The sequence below is a fragment of the Nostoc sp. genome (assembly GCF_036919495.1).
Lineage (GTDB): Bacteria > Cyanobacteriota > Cyanobacteriia > Cyanobacteriales > Nostocaceae > Nostoc.
Genome location: NZ_JBALBZ010000150.1, coordinates 22308 through 40281 on the forward strand (window position 1 = coordinate 22308; position 17974 = coordinate 40281).

At 42.5% G+C, this 17974-nt stretch carries 12 protein-coding genes and 3 pseudogenes; 3 read left to right on the plus strand and 12 right to left on the minus strand.

Annotated elements, in window-relative coordinates:
* Nucleotides 1-3: 3 nt before the first annotated feature.
* A complete protein-coding gene (locus tag V7K25_RS21030) occupies nt 4-3594 on the plus strand; it encodes a beta strand repeat-containing protein (protein ID WP_335160401.1) in 3591 nt (1196 codons plus the stop codon).
* A 38-nt stretch (nt 3595-3632) separates the two neighbouring features.
* On the opposite strand, the gene dprA is transcribed toward V7K25_RS21030, so the two are convergent.
* Nucleotides 3633-4748: a DNA-processing protein DprA gene (gene dprA / locus V7K25_RS21035; protein ID WP_335160402.1), complete on the minus strand. Its 1116-nt coding sequence runs from the start codon at nt 4746-4748 to the stop codon at nt 3633-3635.
* 156 nt (nt 4749-4904) lie between these two features.
* Between dprA and V7K25_RS21040 the strand changes: the two genes are divergently transcribed.
* Nucleotides 4905-6065: an alpha/beta hydrolase gene (locus V7K25_RS21040; RefSeq protein WP_335160403.1), complete on the plus strand. Its 1161-nt coding sequence runs from the start codon at nt 4905-4907 to the stop codon at nt 6063-6065.
* Between the two features lie 224 nt (nt 6066-6289).
* Here V7K25_RS21040 and V7K25_RS21045 read toward each other — a convergent pair whose 3' ends face one another.
* The 5 genes and pseudogenes from V7K25_RS21045 to V7K25_RS21065 form a co-directional block, all read right to left on the minus strand.
* Nucleotides 6290-6820: an ElyC/SanA/YdcF family protein gene (locus tag V7K25_RS21045; protein WP_335160404.1), complete on the minus strand. Its 531-nt coding sequence runs from the start codon at nt 6818-6820 to the stop codon at nt 6290-6292.
* A 158-nt stretch (nt 6821-6978) separates the two neighbouring features.
* On the minus strand, nt 6979-7635 hold the full coding sequence (locus V7K25_RS21050; RefSeq protein WP_335160405.1) for a DUF2301 domain-containing membrane protein: 657 nt from the start codon (nt 7633-7635) through the stop codon (nt 6979-6981).
* A gap of 728 nt (nt 7636-8363) precedes the next feature.
* Nucleotides 8364-9259, minus strand: a pseudogene (locus V7K25_RS21055) (NB-ARC domain-containing protein); the annotation flags it as partial.
* A gap of 272 nt (nt 9260-9531) precedes the next feature.
* Complete coding sequence (locus V7K25_RS21060) at nt 9532-10791, minus strand: ISAzo13 family transposase (protein WP_335160406.1); 1260 nt, start codon at nt 10789-10791, stop codon at nt 9532-9534.
* A 342-nt stretch (nt 10792-11133) separates the two neighbouring features.
* Nucleotides 11134-11335, minus strand: a pseudogene (locus V7K25_RS21065) (hypothetical protein); the annotation flags it as partial.
* A 10-nt stretch (nt 11336-11345) separates the two neighbouring features.
* Between V7K25_RS21065 and V7K25_RS21070 the strand changes: the two are divergent.
* Nucleotides 11346-11651 (plus strand): annotated as a pseudogene (locus V7K25_RS21070) (transposase); the annotation flags it as partial.
* 7 nt (nt 11652-11658) lie between these two features.
* On the opposite strand, the gene V7K25_RS21075 reads toward V7K25_RS21070, so the two are convergent.
* The 6 genes from V7K25_RS21075 to V7K25_RS21100 form a co-directional block, all read right to left on the minus strand.
* A complete protein-coding gene (locus V7K25_RS21075; protein ID WP_335160407.1) occupies nt 11659-12846 on the minus strand; it encodes an amidohydrolase family protein in 1188 nt (395 codons plus the stop codon).
* 1 nt (nt 12847) lies between these two features.
* Nucleotides 12848-13285: an SRPBCC family protein gene (locus tag V7K25_RS21080; RefSeq protein ID WP_335160408.1), complete on the minus strand. Its 438-nt coding sequence runs from the start codon at nt 13283-13285 to the stop codon at nt 12848-12850.
* 73 nt (nt 13286-13358) lie between these two features.
* On the minus strand, nt 13359-13880 hold the full coding sequence (locus tag V7K25_RS21085; RefSeq protein ID WP_335160409.1) for a DMT family transporter: 522 nt from the start codon (nt 13878-13880) through the stop codon (nt 13359-13361).
* Between the two features lie 55 nt (nt 13881-13935).
* On the minus strand, nt 13936-15033 hold the full coding sequence (locus tag V7K25_RS21090) for an NAD(P)-dependent alcohol dehydrogenase (protein WP_335160410.1): 1098 nt from the start codon (nt 15031-15033) through the stop codon (nt 13936-13938).
* A 98-nt stretch (nt 15034-15131) separates the two neighbouring features.
* The gene (locus tag V7K25_RS21095; RefSeq protein WP_335160411.1) at nt 15132-17288 is read right to left on the minus strand and encodes a xanthine dehydrogenase family protein molybdopterin-binding subunit; all 2157 of its coding nucleotides are present in this window, start codon (nt 17286-17288) and stop codon (nt 15132-15134) included.
* Nucleotides 17289-17301: 13 nt separating this feature from the next.
* The gene (locus tag V7K25_RS21100) at nt 17302-17772 is read right to left on the minus strand and encodes a (2Fe-2S)-binding protein (RefSeq protein ID WP_335160412.1); all 471 of its coding nucleotides are present in this window, start codon (nt 17770-17772) and stop codon (nt 17302-17304) included.
* Nucleotides 17773-17974: the final 202 nt, after the last annotated feature.

Genomic DNA, 17974 nt, shown 5'->3' on the forward strand with positions numbered 1-17974 from the left:
CTGATGAACTATATCGGCGACGACAACGCGAATAATCTGCTCGGTGGAAATGATAATGATGTTTTGATTGGCCTTGCTGGTAACGACACCCTCAATGGTGGTGGTGGAAGTGATGGACTTTATGGCGATGATGGCAATGACTCACTCATCGGTGGCGCAGGTAATGACAATCGAGATACCTATTTGGGATATTTTGATTCAAGTCGCTACGGTGGACTTTATGGCGGAGCCGGTAATGATACCCTCAACGGCGGAGATGGAGATGATTACCTTGACACAGGTACAGGGATTGATAGTGTCATCGGCGGTGGAGGGATTGATACCCTCAACATCGACTATACCGGAGAAAGCACACCCCTGACGATTAACTATCTTAACGATAGCTCGGCACTGGCTAGCGATCGCGTCAAAATTCAGGGAGTCGAAAGTATTAATATTGTTGGCAGTACAAGCAGCGATAGCATTAAAATCTCCGCAACCACTGGCAAAGATACAATCTTCGGTGGAATCGGTAATGACCTAATCGAAACGGGTTTAGGCGATGACCTACTCGTTGGAGAATATGACAATGACACCCTCAATGGTGGTGGTGGAGGTGATGGACTTTATGGCGATGATGGCAATGACTCACTCATTGGTGGCGCAGGTAATGACAATCGAGATACCTATTTGGGATATTTTGATTCAAGTCGCTACGGTGGACTTTATGGCGGAGCCGGTAATGATACCCTCAACGGCGGAGATGGAGATGATTACCTTGACACAGGTACAGGGATTGATAGTGTCATCGGCGGTGGAGGGATTGATACCCTCAACATCGACTATACCGGAGAAAGCACACCCCTGACGATTAACTATCTTAACGATAGCTCGGCACTGGCTAGCGATCGCGTCAAAATTCAGGGAGTCGAAAGTATTAATATTGTTGGCAGTACAAGCAGCGATAGCATTAAAATCTCCGCAACCACTGGCAAAGATACAATCTTCGGTGGAATCGGTAATGACCTAATCGAAACGGGTTTAGGCGATGACCTACTCGTTGGAGAATATGACAATGACACCCTCAATGGTGGTGGTGGAAGTGATGGACTTTATGGCGATGATGGCAATGACTCACTCATCGGTGGCGCAGGTAATGACAATCGAGATACCTATTTGGGATATTTTGATTCAAGTCGCTACGGTGGACTTTATGGCGGAGCCGGTAATGATACCCTCAACGGCGGAGATGGAGATGATTACCTTGACACAGGTACAGGGATTGATAGTGTCATCGGCGGTGGAGGGATTGATACCCTCAACATCGACTATACCGGAGAAAGCACACCCCTGACGATTAACTATCTTAACGATAGCTCGGCACTGGCTAGCGATCGCGTCAAAATTCAGGGAGTCGAAAGTATTAATATTGTTGGCAGTACAAGCAGCGATAGCATTAAAATCTCCGCAACCACTGGCAAAGATACAATCTTCGGTGGAATCGGTAATGACCTAATCGAAACGGGTTTAGGCGATGACCTACTCGTTGGAGAATATGACAATGACACCCTCAATGGTGGTGGTGGAGGTGATGGACTTTATGGCGATGATGGCAATGACTCACTCATCGGTGGTGCAGGTAATGACAATCGAGATACCTATTTGGGATATTTTGATTCAAGTCGCTACGGTGGACTCTATGGCGGTGCTGGCAACGATACCCTTATAGGTGTACAGCCTACTAGTTCTAACCCTGGACGAGGCGAACAAGACTATCTAGCAGGAGGAACTGAAGCAGATCGCTTTATTTTGGGGGATTCCACTTGGATTGGTTACGATGACGGCAATAGTGCAACCAATGGAAATAGTGACTATGCCGAAATTGCTGACTTTAACGCTGCTGAAGGGGACATTATTCAACTTCAAGGAACAAGCAGTAATTATCTTCTAGCTATTTCCGGTGCAGATACTCAAATATTGATCGACAAACCCGGAACCGAACCAGATGAACTGATTGCCATCATCAAAAATCAAACAGGCTTGAGTCGAACTGGTAATTACTTTGTCTATAAGCCATTGCTGGCTAACATTACCCTAGCCCTATCTTCAAACAGCATCACTGAAGATGGAACCACCAACCTAGTTTACACTTTCACCAGAATAGGTAACACTACCAATGCCTTAACTGTAAACTATAGCGTTGGTGGTACAGCTACCTTCAACACCGACTACAGCCAAAGCGGTGCAGCAAGTTTCGCTGCAACCACAGGAACTATTATCTTTGCAGCTGGTGCAAGTACGGCAACTCTCACCATTAACCCGACAACAGACACCACTTTTGAAAGTAATGAAACCGTTGCTTTAACTTTAGCAACAGGCAGTGGTTACACCATCGGCACTACAACAGCCGTCACTGGAACTATTACTAATGACGATTCTTCGTCGTCCGTCAGCATCAACCTCAGTAATAACCAGACGATAGTCGAAGGTAACACCAGTCCGCAAAACGCTAGTTATAGTGTTAGTCTCTCCAACGCCAGCACCCAAAGTATTACCGTTCAATATGCCACTACTAACGGTACAGCTACAGCAGGGGTAGACTATACCAGCACCACGGGAACCTTGACTTTCAACCCAGGTGACACCAGTAAAGTCATCAATATTCCCATTCTCAATGATTCTTTAAATGAAGCAAATGAAACCTTTACTTTAACCCTAAACTCTCCCACCAATGCCAGTCTTGGCACAACAGCAAACATCACCACAACTATCACCGATACCCTCACTGCTTCCGTTACCACGACTTTGCCAACCAATGTAGAAAATCTCACCCTCACAGGAACAGCAGCAATCAACGGCACAGGTAATGCAGGCAATAATATTCTCAAAGGGAATAGTGCCAATAATATCCTCTCTGGGGGCGCTGGGAATGATACCTATTCTTTTCTAGCTACTACTGCCTTGGGAACCGACACAATTACAGAAACGACAACAGGTGGTACTGATACGATTAACTTTAGCGGTACTACAGTTTCGGTAAACGTAAATCTGGGCGCAACCTCATCGCAAACGGTTAATAGCAATCTCAAACTGATTATTGCCAACAACGCGATCGAAAACGCAACGGGTGGTACAGGTAATGACCGTCTCACTGGTAATACACTGAATAATATCCTGATTGGCGGTGATGGAAATGACCAGTTGCAAGGGCTAGGGGGAGATGACAGCCTCCAGGGAGGTAATGGTAATGATATTCTCACAGGAGGAACTGGTGATGATAAATATCTGTTCCAAATCAATGGTGTATTTAGCACAGCATTAGGTGTTGATTACATCAGCGAGTTTAAAGCGGGACAAGACCAGATTGTGCTGAGTAAAACCACCTTTAATACTATTACTAATACAGTGGGACAAGCTTTAACTGACTTTGCAGTTGTCAGTGATGATCAGTTTATCAACGCCAGTAATGCCCATATTGTCTTTAGCCAAAGTAGTGGCAGTTTATTTTATAACCAAGATGGTAATGTTCTGGGTACAGGAAGCGTGTTTGAGTTTGCTAGTTTAGGGAATCCTGATATTACTTTGAGTAGTAGCGATTTGAGTCTGGTTGCCTAGTTTTCTAGGTAGTAGGCTGTTATCAAAAAAGTTAACTCTTAACTTTTTTGATACCGCATTCCTGGTAATTGCGAAACGAAACCCATAAGTTCCAACTGTAACAACGCACCGGAAACTGAACCAGCAGCCATGCCGGTTTGCTGGACAATAAAATCGAAGGGTAAAGCATCACTTGCGATCGCATCCATTACCGTTTGCAATTCTGGCGATAAAGTTGGTATTAACTGTTCTGGTGCTGTGGAAGCCTCGACTCCATCAATTTGTGGTATTGCTCCTAGCATTGTTAACAATTCATCTAATTCTTTGAGGATGAAAGAAGCTCCTTGACTCAGTAACTTTAAGCACCCTTGGGATGGGTGATCGTCCACTCTCCCAGGCAGTGCATAGACATCTCTACCAAATTCATTTGCGTAGGTAGCAGTAATTAAAGCACCAGATTTGATCGGCGCTTCCATTACGAGGATGGCGCGGCTTAAACCTGCAATAATCCGGTTGCGGCGGGGAAAGTGGGTGCGATCGGGTGGGGTTTTCGTGGGGTACTCACTCACGACTAACCCAGCCGTCAAAATTTGCTTGTACAAATCTCGATTTTTATGTGGATAGATGACATCTACACCAGTTCCTAAAACTGCGATCGTGCGTCCACCTGCTTTCATGGCGGCGATGTGGCTTTCTGTATCAATTCCCTCTGCCATACCAGAAACAACTGTAAAGCCATTTTTAGCCAAAGCTGTACTAATTTGCCGAGTCCAACGGATACCGTATTCTGAGGGTTGACGGGTTCCGACAATTCCAACCATCGGTTTTTGTCCGAGATTTTCTTGGAGTTCGACTTCACCGCGATAGTACAAAATCGGCGGTGGACTCGGAGTTTCCAACAATAAGCGGGGATAATCTGCATCTGCTGGTGTCCAGAAATGGGAATTTTCTTGCTGGTGCTTGGTGAATAGTTGTTCTGGATGCAAACGCGATCGCTGTTGTACTACTTTTTCTAGTGTCTGATAACCAAAACCTTCTACTTCTCCTAACTGTAGCTTGGTAGCGTTCCAAGCTGTTGCTAACGTGCCAAAATGCTGTTGCAGCCGCCGCAGTAATACCGGGCCAATTCCCGAAATTTGCGCCCAAGCTAGCCAATATGCGCCTTCTTCTACCACGGTTTCATCCTCACTACTTGATTGAGTATTCCCAAATTGGGGTTGTTTGTTGAGGGGGATTAGGGGGATGAGGGAGCAGGGGAGGCAGGGGAAGAATAATTAATGACAAATGACCAACCCCTTGACTTTTGACCCTTGACTCTTGACTATTAACTATTGACTATCTTCTTATCTTCTGTGATGAAATATTTCTATCGTCTTTTAATAAGCCTATCTGGGTGCTTAATATTTTTACTGTTGCACAGTGGGCTTGGTTCCTTGCCTAGTTTGGCGGCTGAGAAAGTTACTGTCAGATACGGATTGTTTGAGCAATCGCTCCCTGTGGCGGATATACGCAACTATGCCGACAACCAAAAGGTTTCTGCCGATCTGCAATCTTTCTTGCATTACCTCAGTCCTAAGGAGAAACAGAAGTTTCAAGATGCCCTTCAGGTAAAAATGTCTCTTGATATTGTGGCTTTAGATAAGCTGATAAATACAGGAATGGGCAAGCAAATTTTAGCTTTTGCATCCCAAGCGATCGCCCGTCGCGATCAAGCCAGTATACAAGCCTTACGATCTGCCATTATCATAGGAGCAAAATCACCAGAAGGTCTAGGATTAGTCAGTTTTCTAGCAGCCTATCCCAGTAATCAACTAGTTGTTGATGTGTCAAAAATTTCTAAGCTAGCCAGCATGGCAAATTCCTCTTCTGGTTCTGCTGATGGACCTCCAAAGGATGATGTAAGTTCTTCACCTTTAGGAAAAATTGCACTACAATATCAAATACTTGCCGCCCAAAATAAACAGTTTTCAGGTTGCTTATTTGGTGATTCTGTTTCGGCTGAACTTGGTAATACCCTTGGAAATGGTACTTTTAATTTTGGGTTAAATGGCTTGAGTACAATCTCATTACTAGAACAACTGAAAAGTTTAATTCCTACCAAGGTTACATGCGAAAAAGCTATTATTGCCATAGGTGGAAATGATGCTTGGTATGGAATTAGTGATGAGTTGTTTAGCAAAAATCTGCAAGAAGCGATCGCACTTGTCCGCACAATGGGAAATAAAGAGATTTTTCTCATTCCGGGTTTTTATTCAACAGTTGCAGCAAGCTCAGATCCAACTATATCAGCCCCAAATTCTAAAGTTGAACAAATTAATGCTTTGATTAATAAAGTTGCTGAAATAGAAAAAGTGCCAGTTGCAGCAGCAGGAGTAGCACCATTGTATGAGAATAATGTTCTTAAGGATAATTTATCGAGCGATGGCGATCATCTGAATGCAGAGGGTCTAAAAATTTACCGACAAGCATTATTACAAATTCTGCAAAAGTAATATGATGTTTGTTTAATTGCATATAGTAAAAGCACCCCACCCTAGCAAAGTTACGTTTTATATAGCGGTTTTCAGTTTTCAGTTGAAGTAGGTACTTAACCCTATCCCTAAGCCCCTAAGAACAAGCTCCTCACTTGCTCTGATATAGCTCATTTAATTAAAAAAAGCTACATAAAATAATTCGTAGTTCGTAACTCAAAATTACGAATTACAAATTATTACTTTTAGGATTTCCAATTCAAAAACCGCGCATAAATATAAGCTATGCCTTCATCAATAATTGTCCGTACACCTTGGCTATAATCCCACCATTTGTTTGGATCATAATCTTGTGTTTTGGCAGCGATCGCACCAACTTTGATGTTAGGGCTAAGTAGTTTTTTGAATAGCAACCAACTCCTACGGGTGTGAACATCTAAAGAAAAAACATTAATTGATTGTAGCTTTAAATTGGAATCGGATAGCCAACGATTAAATTCGGCAGCAGATGCATAACTACGATCCTTGATTACCACAGGTGTCGGCACAGCTACCACCTTCTCTGATTCTAAACCGAGTTTTTTGAAAGTGGCGGCTGACACTTCTGCAAAGTTCTTATATTCACTAAGATAATTTCCTTTTTCTATTGAGCCTCCTGTGGTAATTACTAGACTATAAGAACCGTTTTTAAATTCAGTCAAAGCTTGTTGTATGGCATAATCTGGCAGCCATCCTTCAACAACTAATACTTCTGCTGATTTGATCGGGGAAGTCACGGCGAGAAATGAGTGTACATGAGTAATAGTGAAGAATATTAAATAAGCAATCGAAGCGATTGCAATCGCCCACCCCTGAGCCGTAAGTGTCCACATTTCTTGGCGTTTTATTAATTTGATTTTTGGAAATTTTCGACACCGACGATTTTTTGCCTGCATTAAACCTTAGCTAAACGTTGTTCTTTCAAGTAAGTAAATACAGACTTATCTCCGATATCAGCAGGAATTGCTTGCACTGTCTTTCGCAGGGCAAACACCAAAAACAACGTTGCCCAAATTCCTAATAAAATACTTTCCCCCTGAGTTGGTAAAATTCCCACCAAATGTCCTAACAATAGTAGCGGTACTATTAGGGTTAATACTTTGGTTTCCAGGCGATTGAAGCAAAAAGCCTCTTTAAAGTAAATACCTGTCAAAGCAACGAAGATAAAACCAACTCCAAATAAGGTAAGAGGCTGATTGTAAACAGTAAGAGCTAAAGGTTCACTACTAGAGATTGCCAGAATCACTGATGCTATACTACCGATCGCCCAAAAAATTTGCAATATTCGGTGCAGTGATGCCATATAGATATGAATGGTAAATAAACTTACACCAAGAGCGACACTAAAACAAGTATAAAGAGGTGTAAGTGCGGTAAAAATAGCCGGGTTATTGTTGAGCAAAACCAAAGCACTGCCTATGGCAAAGCTCAGTGCTGCTACCATTAAGCCAGCGCGATAGATAATTACGCCAGTGCGATCGCTCTGAGTAATTGTAAATTCCCCAAACTGACCTTGATAAACTTCGGGTGGAGGTAGTGTTTGCGTAGTCATAATTAAAATATAGTTATGAATTACTAATAGAGTACAACAGTAAATTGCTGAAGGGTTACTTTTATTATTATGGGCAATGAGACAAACTAACTGTCACAATCCCTAAACTATTAAGCCATTTTTGTAGTATTTAGTTGAGTTGACAGACACGCTAGAGTCATGAATTATCTCTACCATTTAACCGGATTTCCTTCGAGAGCGAAAGACATAGCAACAGTAAAGCACGGCGTAAATCTAGATACCATCTCAATTAACCAGACTAACAAGAGGATTTTGCCCCTTGTTAAAGGTAGGCAAAATTCCGCCATCTTGTACTAGTAATTAGCAATGGTTTGTATAATATCTAGTTTAGCTGAAGACTTGATTCTAACATTAGACTTTAGCTGTAAATAGTATATATTGACAAATTTAGAATTTAGTGTATATAAAGCTTTGGCGATCAGATAACACCATAATTAGTTGATGTAGGAAGATGAGGTGAGCGATGGCGCTCTTTCTCCCACCGTAGGCGATCGCATTTGTCTAAAGAATTGCAAAACTGTAGACTCTTGCTTGGCTTAGCGTCAGATATTGCTCTTTGTCGAGGATGTGCGATCGCTTAAAATGATTTCCACTCAAGTCAATAGCGTTCGCTATTAGACATGTATTATGTGTGTTATCAATAATGCCTTGGTTTAGCGTCTACGCATAGTTCAGCACCAGAAAGCAGGGATATCCGCTCAATAATGTCAGGAATGGTTGACATAACCTTGAGCAGTGCAGTTGGAAATTTTTTCAACTTGCTTCGGAGCTTTTATTTCAGTGAATAGTTGAATCGCTCGATTAAAATTGATTTGGCTGTCATCAGGCTTTGCCCTCTTTTGATAAGTTAAACCTAATTGGAACTAAGCTTCAGGCAGGTCACACTTAGCACCTATTTTATCTAAAAGTTCGATTGCTTCTGTATGATGAGTAAGGGCTAATGCAAATGCTTGTTGTCGATGGATTTCTGCTATGCTTGCGTTGCCAGAGTAATAGTCTTTTGTTGACAAGCGATCGCTTGACTAATCTTACCTGTTATCCAATATAAATCGCCCAATATCTTATAAAGTTCGCTGAGATTTTGGTCATTATCAAGATTATTAACAACTCGATCAATTGCTGCAAGTATCGGTTGAATTAAACCCATCCGATACAATGTACTACCAAGAGGTAAAAACTGCTGCCATTGATTATTCCGGCTTTTTAAAATGACCTTACCAGCCAACTCAAATTCATTAATATCTATGTAGTGATAATATGCTTCTAAAGATGCTTTGTAAGCTTTAAAAGTTTCAATTTGTTTAACACTAGTTGTCCAGAATTCTGCGGCTTTGTGGTTGGCAATTTCCCATTCATTCCTGGGGCGTAAACGCGCGATCGCTTCTTTCCGAATCACGGGATGCAACCAGTATTCACCTTTCTCGCACTCCACCAAAGACCGATTTCTCAACGAGGCGATGATTTGGCGATGTTGATCGGGTGGGACATCCCAAAGGAAACAAAACAATCCTTGAGATGGAATGGTGGGTATATCTTGGTAACGATAACATCCCAAACGACAAAGTAGGCGATATGCTTGAGGATCAAGGGCTATGACTTTCGATCCCTAATGGGAAAATTATACTCTAATCTCATGGTAGTATATGCGTTTTAACCGTCAAATAGGCTTTTACCACGGTACTATTTGCTGAAAATAAACCTATTAACGTTAAAGGTGATGCATCACCAGACAACGGGGATATTATCTACTGGAGCAAAAGGAAATCTCAACTCTATTGATGATGTTACTTTAAAAGCCCCGAAAAAGCAGAACCATATATGCGGATACTGTGGATTAAAATTCGCAGATAATGTATGTGCCTTTCTCTATTAATCTCAAAAAGTGTGTTCGCCCTTGTTATTAAATAAAGAGGAGAGATCCAAATAATTCGGAGGTAAAAATCTGTAGTTCCAGTCATTATTGAATTGAGATTTTTGTAGGCAGACTCTTGACAATTTTTGGTTATTTATATCCATATCTATCTGACATTTATTTTCATCATTTGGAGTTATAATTATTAGGTCTTCATTGGTGGTAATAGTACTAATTAAATTAATTGCCACTTCTTTAATGGTTAGTGGTCTACCTCTCCAGTTTTCTGTAATCAGACAGAACATACGATGTTCTATGTTGTTCCACTTACTTGTAGCAGGCGGAAAATGTGCAAATTGAATGATAAGTCCAATTTCGTTAGCAAGTTTCTGGAGTTGGGCCTTCCATAACTGCAAGCAATACTCATCACGCTCACTACAGTCTGCTGTAATAAACAATTCTGTAGCATTCTTATAAATTTTTTTGCCCATATCTTGCCACCATCGACGAATTGACTCAACAGTGACATCTACAGTTTCATTATTAATGCCCACATTTACCCACCCCTGGCTTGTAGTCAAATCATAAACAGTATTTAAGAGTTCTTGATGATCGGCAAGATAATCAGTACTAGCCTTGATAAACTGTTTTTTCGATTGATATTCTGTTACATCATTTTTATAGTGTTCAATAACTTCTTTTTTCTTGATTCTAAGTGAAATTGTCAGTTGTCTACGGGCTTGGAAACTTTGTACTTGATCATAGATATATTGAAATTGAAGATTCCGATCATAGTTAGAATATCGCTCTTTTATTTTATAGTTGTTTTGTAGACTGTAGCCCAGTTCATAGAATAAGGAAGCAACCTTTCTAGCACTGATAACATGACCCTTCGTTCGTAATTTTTCAGCTATTTTTGTGGTGCTTTCACAAGTCCAACGTAGAGGTGGGTCTGAATTTCCACAACTCACTGGTTGAATTAATGATTCCAGGTCTTGAATCAAGGTTTGGTCAGTGTCTAGCAGACGCTTTCTACCACCTCCTTTACCTCGAACTTTCTCCTGAAATTGGGTATGTTTGATTTGAGTATCTGGCTCAATTTCAAGCTCACGGATTCCGACGCGAATCGTTTTTGGTGACAGACCTGTTGCTTGAGAAACTTGCGTAATTCCACCTCTTCCGAATGCAATAGCTTCTGCGGCAGCCCAGAGACGTATTGATCTCTCGTTCAGATGAGGATAAAGGGAATCAAATTTAGCTTTGATAAACTCTTTTGCTGACATACAGCAATCCTAATATATTAAACAGTTATAAATTTATCAGAGATTGTTTAATATTTTATGCAATTTTTGTCAGTAATAGGTTAAATTATCCTTTTTTCAAGGGTGTTGCGAAGAAGGATTCAGGTCTAATATTCAGGAAGCAGAGACGGACGAGACTGATAATCAAGAGAACCAGCAAGTAGAGCTTGTGCAAAAAAATCAATTACAGACCTACCTTGACCTTTTTTTAATTAAAAATTAAAAATTAAAAGTTAAAAATTAATAATAATAATTTTTAATTAATTTGGAGTACAAGCCCCCACTTATTGCAATTTTTAATTAATAATTAATAATTTTTAATTGGATCGAAGCGACTTGACGGCGGCAGGTTTGCACCACAGTTAACAAATTGGCAGTATGTTGAAACCGCTCCATTGAACGGGAACCACCGCTAACATGAGCGTTTGGTCACAGCCAAACGAATCGTTCGCGAAGCGTGTCCGAAGGACTCTCGTTCGGCCTGATTGTTATCAGGAGGAACTTCTCTTAAGTCAAGGAAATACCATGAAGCCCAAAAATCTGGACGTATTAAAGTCATCGTACAGGACAATAGTCCGATACATCAGTGTAAAGAAGTACAGCAGTTATGGTCAAAGTGGGAAGACATGGGTTTGTACTTATTCTTTCTAGCCAAATATTGTTCTGAAATGAATCCAATTGAATTGGAGTGGCAACACCTCAAAAAAGATGAACTAGCCTCGAAAACTTTTGAGGATGAGTTATATCTTGCTTATGCTGTCATTGATGGAATTCAAAGAAGAGGAGAAAAGGGAAACTACAGTACACAACGTGTAAGATTTAACTCTAATTCTTCTACTTAATTCTTTGTTACATAGTTAAAAATTTTCTCCCTGACTTACTTACAGGGGTTTTCAGTTTAAACAAATTTTCCGCATTCAGATGGTATATTTTTTTTCTATCGACATCGCTCATAGGTGTACTATCTATACCTTCAACTGCTTTGGCAGTGGATTCATACGGGTAGTCAATGGCAAACAATATACGGTCAGAACCTAATACTGAAAGCGCAAACATCAAAGCTGGAGACCAGTTTACCCCACTGGTAGCAACAACAAAGTTATCCATGAAATATTCGCTTGGTTTTTTTTGCCGCTTTTTTGCTTGACTCGAATCATCCATTTTTGTCCAAGTTTCATTAGCAAAACGACCGTCGATCCGGGAAAGCCAAAACGGTATACCTTCGCCTAAATGCCCTAGAATAAATTTAAGTTTGGGAAAGCGATCGAATAAACCACTCAGGATTAAACGCATTGCGTGCGTGCTAGTCTCCACAGCAAAACCCCAACCAGCACCTTCGAGACCGTATGAGAGAAAAGGTTTTATCATCTCTGGAGAAGGTGTTCTCGGATGTAAGTAAATTGGTATATCCAATGCTTGGGCAGCTTCAAATATTACCCAATACTTTGATTGATCCAAATACTCCCCGTGAGTGTGGGAATTAATTATTGCACCTTTAAGACCCAGATATTTTACTGCTCTTTCCAACTCGCGGGCGGCCTCATTCGGTGCTTGGGGTGCCACTGCCGCAAGTCCAGCATACCGATCTGGGTAAGCAGAGATGAATTCAGCTAGTTGATCGTTACTCTTTTTGGCAATATCTACAGCTTTGCCGGTGCTGAATACTTGAACACCCGGCGACGTGATTGACAGTATCTGCATATCAATTCCATTTTGATCCATATCACGAATGCGACTGGCTCCAACATCAGTGAGGCGATCGCGGATCTCTTTAGTTGCAGGGCTATTCAGAAACGGTTTGTACAATTTTTGGAATCCGGGTTCTTTTTCGGCATCGTTTATGAGGAGTTTGCGCCACTCATCAAATAATTCAGGCGTTGCAAAAGCCTCTTCAATTGCAATTTTCTTGAATACGCTCTTGCTGAACTCAGTAGTTTGGTTGGTAACTTGGGATGCATCTGTTGCCAATGGAGCCACCACCGCACCGACGGACAGATCAATTGCTGTTTTCAAAAAAGCTCGTTTGCTAAAATCCATATTACCTGCTGAAAATTTTGTTCAAGGCATCAAAACCGACTTGAAACACCTGTTCTAGATTCTGCCGTAATTCGGTTTCTTCTTCAGGTAAACATTTAAAGTTTGCCAGCCATTCAATATAAGTGCGATCGGCATCTGTAATTGGTAACAGCCGTATAGTACAAATGTAGTCTTGCATCGGCTTGTTAGGCTCTAGCAGAAAATAGGTGCAGACATATTTTTGATCGTCAAGTCCTAGTAATTGCTCCCGCAGCTTCAGTCCATCTTCACGATTAAAACTACGGATACAGCCTATTTTGTCGCTAGGCTCACCATTTTCTATATGGCTGTCGATTACAGACGGATACCAAGCAGGCAGGCCATTAAAGTCTCGGATTTTCGCCCATACTTGTTCAACCGATGCGTTGATTACAGAACTGGTTGTAACGTTTACTAGCATTTCATTCCTAGACTAACTCTGCTTAAAATGAGTTTAATTGAGGGTAGATTATTGCTGATCAAGGTTATGTTCCCTAAAGGCTGGCATCAAAGCTCTTGAAGAAATTAGGTAGCCAACTGATTTCTTTAACATTAGAAAATGTGACTAGCCCTACACCTGCGATCAAGAAGATGATACCGGCAATTTTTTGGAGCGAAATCGGGTCTTTAGGAGACTCTAAGATACCTAGATGGCTGACCACTGCTGCCATCACCACCTGACCCAACACAAACAAAACAAAGAAAGTACTAGCTCCCAAACGGGGAATCAAGGTGGTGGTTCCGAAGACTAACAAAGCACTAAAGACACCACTGAGATATAGATGTATGGGAACATTTTTGAATTTTGAAGCGATCGCTAACCCATCTATGTTTGATGTCAAAAGCAAGGTTATAGACAAAGCTATAAAGGTAGTAGCCAGACCCATGAAAAAGAAAGCTATATTGGCTAGAATTGGCGAACCTACATACCGAGCCACAGAGCTATTCATTGGCAGATAGATGGGGGTAATGGCTCCCATCAAGAAGGCACCTAATAGAAATATTATAAATTGCATGAGTTAGATTTCCTTTTCCTTTGTATTAACTTCAAAAGCCGTAAAGGACGGCTGATTATGATATTTTCAGGACTGGCTTGATCGCCTTGCCCGCTTTAGTATCCGCTACAGCTTTGTTGATATCCTGGAAATCATAAACGGTAATCAAACGTTCAAAGGGAAAGCGCCCTTGCTGATTTAATTCCAGTAATGTCGGCAAAAAGGTATTTGGTACAGAAGACCCCTGAATAATTCCCCGCAAATTTGCTGCACGTTTAAAAATCTGCGTTGGTGAAAACGGATATTTCTCGCCAAAATGAGGCGCGATCACCATACCGCATTCGCCACCAGTGGCTAAACAGTCAATGGCATCATTGAGCGCTTGTTCATTCCCGGAGGTTTCCAGAGTATAGCGAACACCATGAGGGGCAATCTCCTTGATTCGTTCGGCAACTCTCCCGTCCTTGGCATTCAATACATGGGTTGCACCCAACTCCAGGGCTAGATTTAAGCGTTCTTCCACCACATCAATAGCAATCAATGGCCACGCGCCGACTAGTTTACCTGCCATAATGGCACTCAAACCGACAGCACCAGCACCAAAAACCGCCAGTCCGTCTCTGGGGCCAACTTTAAAGGTATTGAGAATAGAACCTGCACCGGTTTGAACCCCACAAGGAATGGCTGCCAACCTCTCAGCAGGCTGATCGCTGTTCACTGGCACGACATTGCGCTCCACTGTAATTGAGTGGGTAGCGAAGGAGGACTGCTGAAAAAATGCACCGGAAATCCGCTCTTTGCACAACTTAATCGTGTGGGAACCATCTAAGCGAGTACCACCAAATCCCAAGGGGATGTGATGATCGCAGAAATAAGGCTGACCCTCCAAACACCCATGACAAGTACCACACCAGGGATAAGAGATGATTACGCGATCGCCTAGTTTAACTCGGCTAACACCCGACCCCACAGCTTCCACGATCCCTGCACCTTCGTGACCTAACACAACCGGCATTTTCATGAGATTTTGCGCCACAAAATCTGTATGACAGATGCCGCTAGCTTGATTACGAACCAATATTTCGTTGCTGCGTAAATCATCAAGTTCAATAGTCTCGAATGTAAATTGCCCCTGGGGTTCGTGGACTACAGCAGCAGTTGTCGTTGTGGTCATTTTGCCTCCTGGTTAGCTGTAAAGAAAATTCGTGGGTGATGCGTCTTAAATCGGTATGCTATGCAGTCACACTAATTTATCTATGCTTGCTGTAACTTTTATGCGCTTATGGGTAATCGCCGAATCCGTTTGCCTGTGGCCGCAAAAATCGCGTTGCATACCGCAGGTGCGATCGGTGGTGTGGAAATTTCACCCACACCACTAGGTTTTTCTGTGTTTTGCACGATATAAACTTCGACCTTAGGCATTTCATTCATCCGCAGTACGGGATAATCGTGAAAATTACTTTGCTGTACACGACCGTCTTTAAAGGTAATCTCTCCATACAAGGCGGCGGATAAGCCATAGACAATGCCCGATTCCATTTGGGCCCGCACAGTGTCAGGGTTGACCACAATGCCACAATCAACAGCACAAACTACTCGGTGAACACGGGGTTGTCCGTCGGGGGTGACGGATACTTCGGCAATCTGGGCGACGGTGCTGCCAAATGATTTATGTAGAGCTAGTCCTTGGTGTACACCGACTGGAAGCTTGCGTCCCCAACCTGCTTTTTCAGCAGCGAGGTTCAAAGTGGTTCGGTGTCGTGGTTGCTCACCCAGCATGGCAAGCCGGAATTCAAGCGGATCTCGGCCGGCGGCGGTGGCCAATTCATCCAAAAAAGACTCGACAACAAAGGCAGTAAAACTGTGACCAACTGAACGCCACCACAGCACTGGTATACCATTATCAACAGGGTGATAGTCTACAAGTTGGTTAAGAATTGTATAAGGGTGATCTGCCCCTTCAATTGAAAGGTGATCGATGCCTTCATGAATCAATAATTTTTCAAATGGAGTACCCTTGCCAATTGATTCACCAATCAACCGATGAGACCATCCAGTAATGTTGCCATCTTTATCAAGCCCAGCAGCAATTTTACTGTAATGCACTGGTCGATAATAACCGCCACGGATATCGTCTTCGCGTGTCCAGATTACTTTCACCGGCTTGCCAATGGCTTTGGATAGTTGCACGGCTTCTTTGACGTAATCTCCATGTGGATTAGAGCGTCGTCCAAAGGAACCCCCTAGTAAAGTTGTATGAATCTGAACTTGTTCGGGCTTTAGTCCGGTAATTTCACAGGCAGCTTGTTGATCGGTTGTGTGCATCTGTGTGCCTGTCCAGATATCGCAACTGTGCGATCGCACGTCAGCTACACAGTTTAATGGCTCCATCGGCGCATGGGCTAGGTAAGGTGTTTCGTAAACTGCTTGGAGCTTTTTCGCTGCTGCATCAAGTGCGGGTGTGACTTCGCCCGTTTTTCTCACCACTAGCCCTGGACTATTTGCGAGATCAGCATATTTGCTCTGTAAACCTTCAGAGGAAAGCTCGGCATTGGGGCCTTCATTCCATGTGATTGTGAGGGCATCACGCCCTTTTTTAGCAGTCCAAAAGCTATCGGCCACAACTCCTATACCCATAGGTAGCACTACCACATGCTTTACACCTGCAACGGCTTTGGCTGCTTCAGCCTCAAAATGTTGCAAGCGACTGCCAAAAACTGGCGGCCGCGCAATCAGAGCAATCAGCATTCCGGGAACTTGGACATCGATCCCAAATACTGCTTTCCCTTTAACCTTGTCAGCAGTGTCCAAGCGCTTAATTGGCTTACCAATCAGTTTGAATTCACTGGGTTTTTTGAGCGTAACGTTTTCTGGGACTGGCATTTGGGCGGCGCGATCGGCTAATTCTCCAAAAGATAAGCGGCGATCGCTAGCTTGATGTAAAATATAACTTTTTTCAGCAATACAACTCTCTGGTGATACATTCCAGGTTATGGCAGCCGCAGCGATCAACATTTCTCGTGCTGTAGCACCAGCCAACCGCAGTTGATCCCAAGTGGAGCTAATGCTAGTACTAGCGCCGGTACCTTGATAATTTTTCCATACTGTATGGTCATAGTCGGGATGTACGGGGGCAGACTCAATGCGAATTTTGTCCCAATCGGCTTCGAGTTCTTCAACGAGTATCATCGGTAAAGAAGTATAAACCCCTTGCCCCATTTCAACTTTATGGACAATAATCGTCACGGTATTATCCGGCAGAATACGGATAAAGGCATTGGGCTTTGACAGGGGCTTGGTTGAATTAGCTGGAGAGGTTGCGGCCTCCACGCGGCTAGTCGGTGGCAGATAAAACCCAAGAAACAAACCTGCTCCCACTGCGCCAGATGCCTTGAGAAAACTGCGGCGCGTAGTTGTATTGTTTTCCATTCTGACAACCTCCTTAACTTTGCTGGCTCAACAACTCGGAAGCTCTATGAATGGCGGCTCGTATGCTTTGATAAGTACCGCAACGACAAATGTTACCAGACATCGCAGCATCAATATCGGCATCCGTGGGTTGGGGATTTTCAGAAAGCAACGCAGCAGCAGAGAGCATCTGCCCCGACTGACAATATCCACATTGCGGTACATCAAGTTCTGTCCAAGCTCGTTGAACTGGGTGATCGCCGATATCCGACAGTCCTTCTATCGTTAAGATATCTTGATTGATACTTGCCGATACTGGAGTCACACATGAACGAATCGGAATACCGTTGAGATGTACTGTACAAGCACCGCATTGCGCCATCCCACACCCGAATTTAGTCCCATTTAGCCCAAGATGATCCCGAAGCATCCATAGAATTGGAGTGTCTTCGGTGATATTAACCTCTCTATTTTCTCCGTTCACTTTTAAATTTATAGTTGCCATATTAATTAGTTATTAACCTCTCTTTAACTATCTATACTTTTATTAGGAATTACGCACTGTACAAACGAATTCTCTTGTGTATCAACGTCAAGAAAATCATTTTTCTATGGTAAATACAGCCGTGCTGTAGGGGAAATTTATATATTACCCCTACAACAGATGTGGTTTTTAAATCATCTATTTAACTTTACCAAAACCGTGA

Coding starts and splice junctions, on each gene's coding strand:
- V7K25_RS21030 (WP_335160401.1), top strand. CDS start 4: ATGAACTATATCGGCGACGACAACGCGAATAATCTGCTCGGTGGAAAT.
- V7K25_RS21050 (WP_335160405.1), bottom strand. CDS start 7,635: ATGACTACGCAAACACTACCTCCACCCGAAGTTTATCAAGGTCAGTTT.
- V7K25_RS21060 (WP_335160406.1), bottom strand. CDS start 10,791: ATGTCAGCAAAAGAGTTTATCAAAGCTAAATTTGATTCCCTTTATCCT.
- V7K25_RS21075 (WP_335160407.1), bottom strand. CDS start 12,846: ATGGATTTTAGCAAACGAGCTTTTTTGAAAACAGCAATTGATCTGTCC.
- V7K25_RS21080 (WP_335160408.1), bottom strand. CDS start 13,285: ATGCTAGTAAACGTTACAACCAGTTCTGTAATCAACGCATCGGTTGAA.
- V7K25_RS21085 (WP_335160409.1), bottom strand. CDS start 13,880: ATGCAATTTATAATATTTCTATTAGGTGCCTTCTTGATGGGAGCCATT.
- V7K25_RS21090 (WP_335160410.1), bottom strand. CDS start 15,033: ATGACCACAACGACAACTGCTGCTGTAGTCCACGAACCCCAGGGGCAA.
- V7K25_RS21095 (WP_335160411.1), bottom strand. CDS start 17,288: ATGGAAAACAATACAACTACGCGCCGCAGTTTTCTCAAGGCATCTGGC.
- V7K25_RS21100 (WP_335160412.1), bottom strand. CDS start 17,772: ATGGCAACTATAAATTTAAAAGTGAACGGAGAAAATAGAGAGGTTAAT.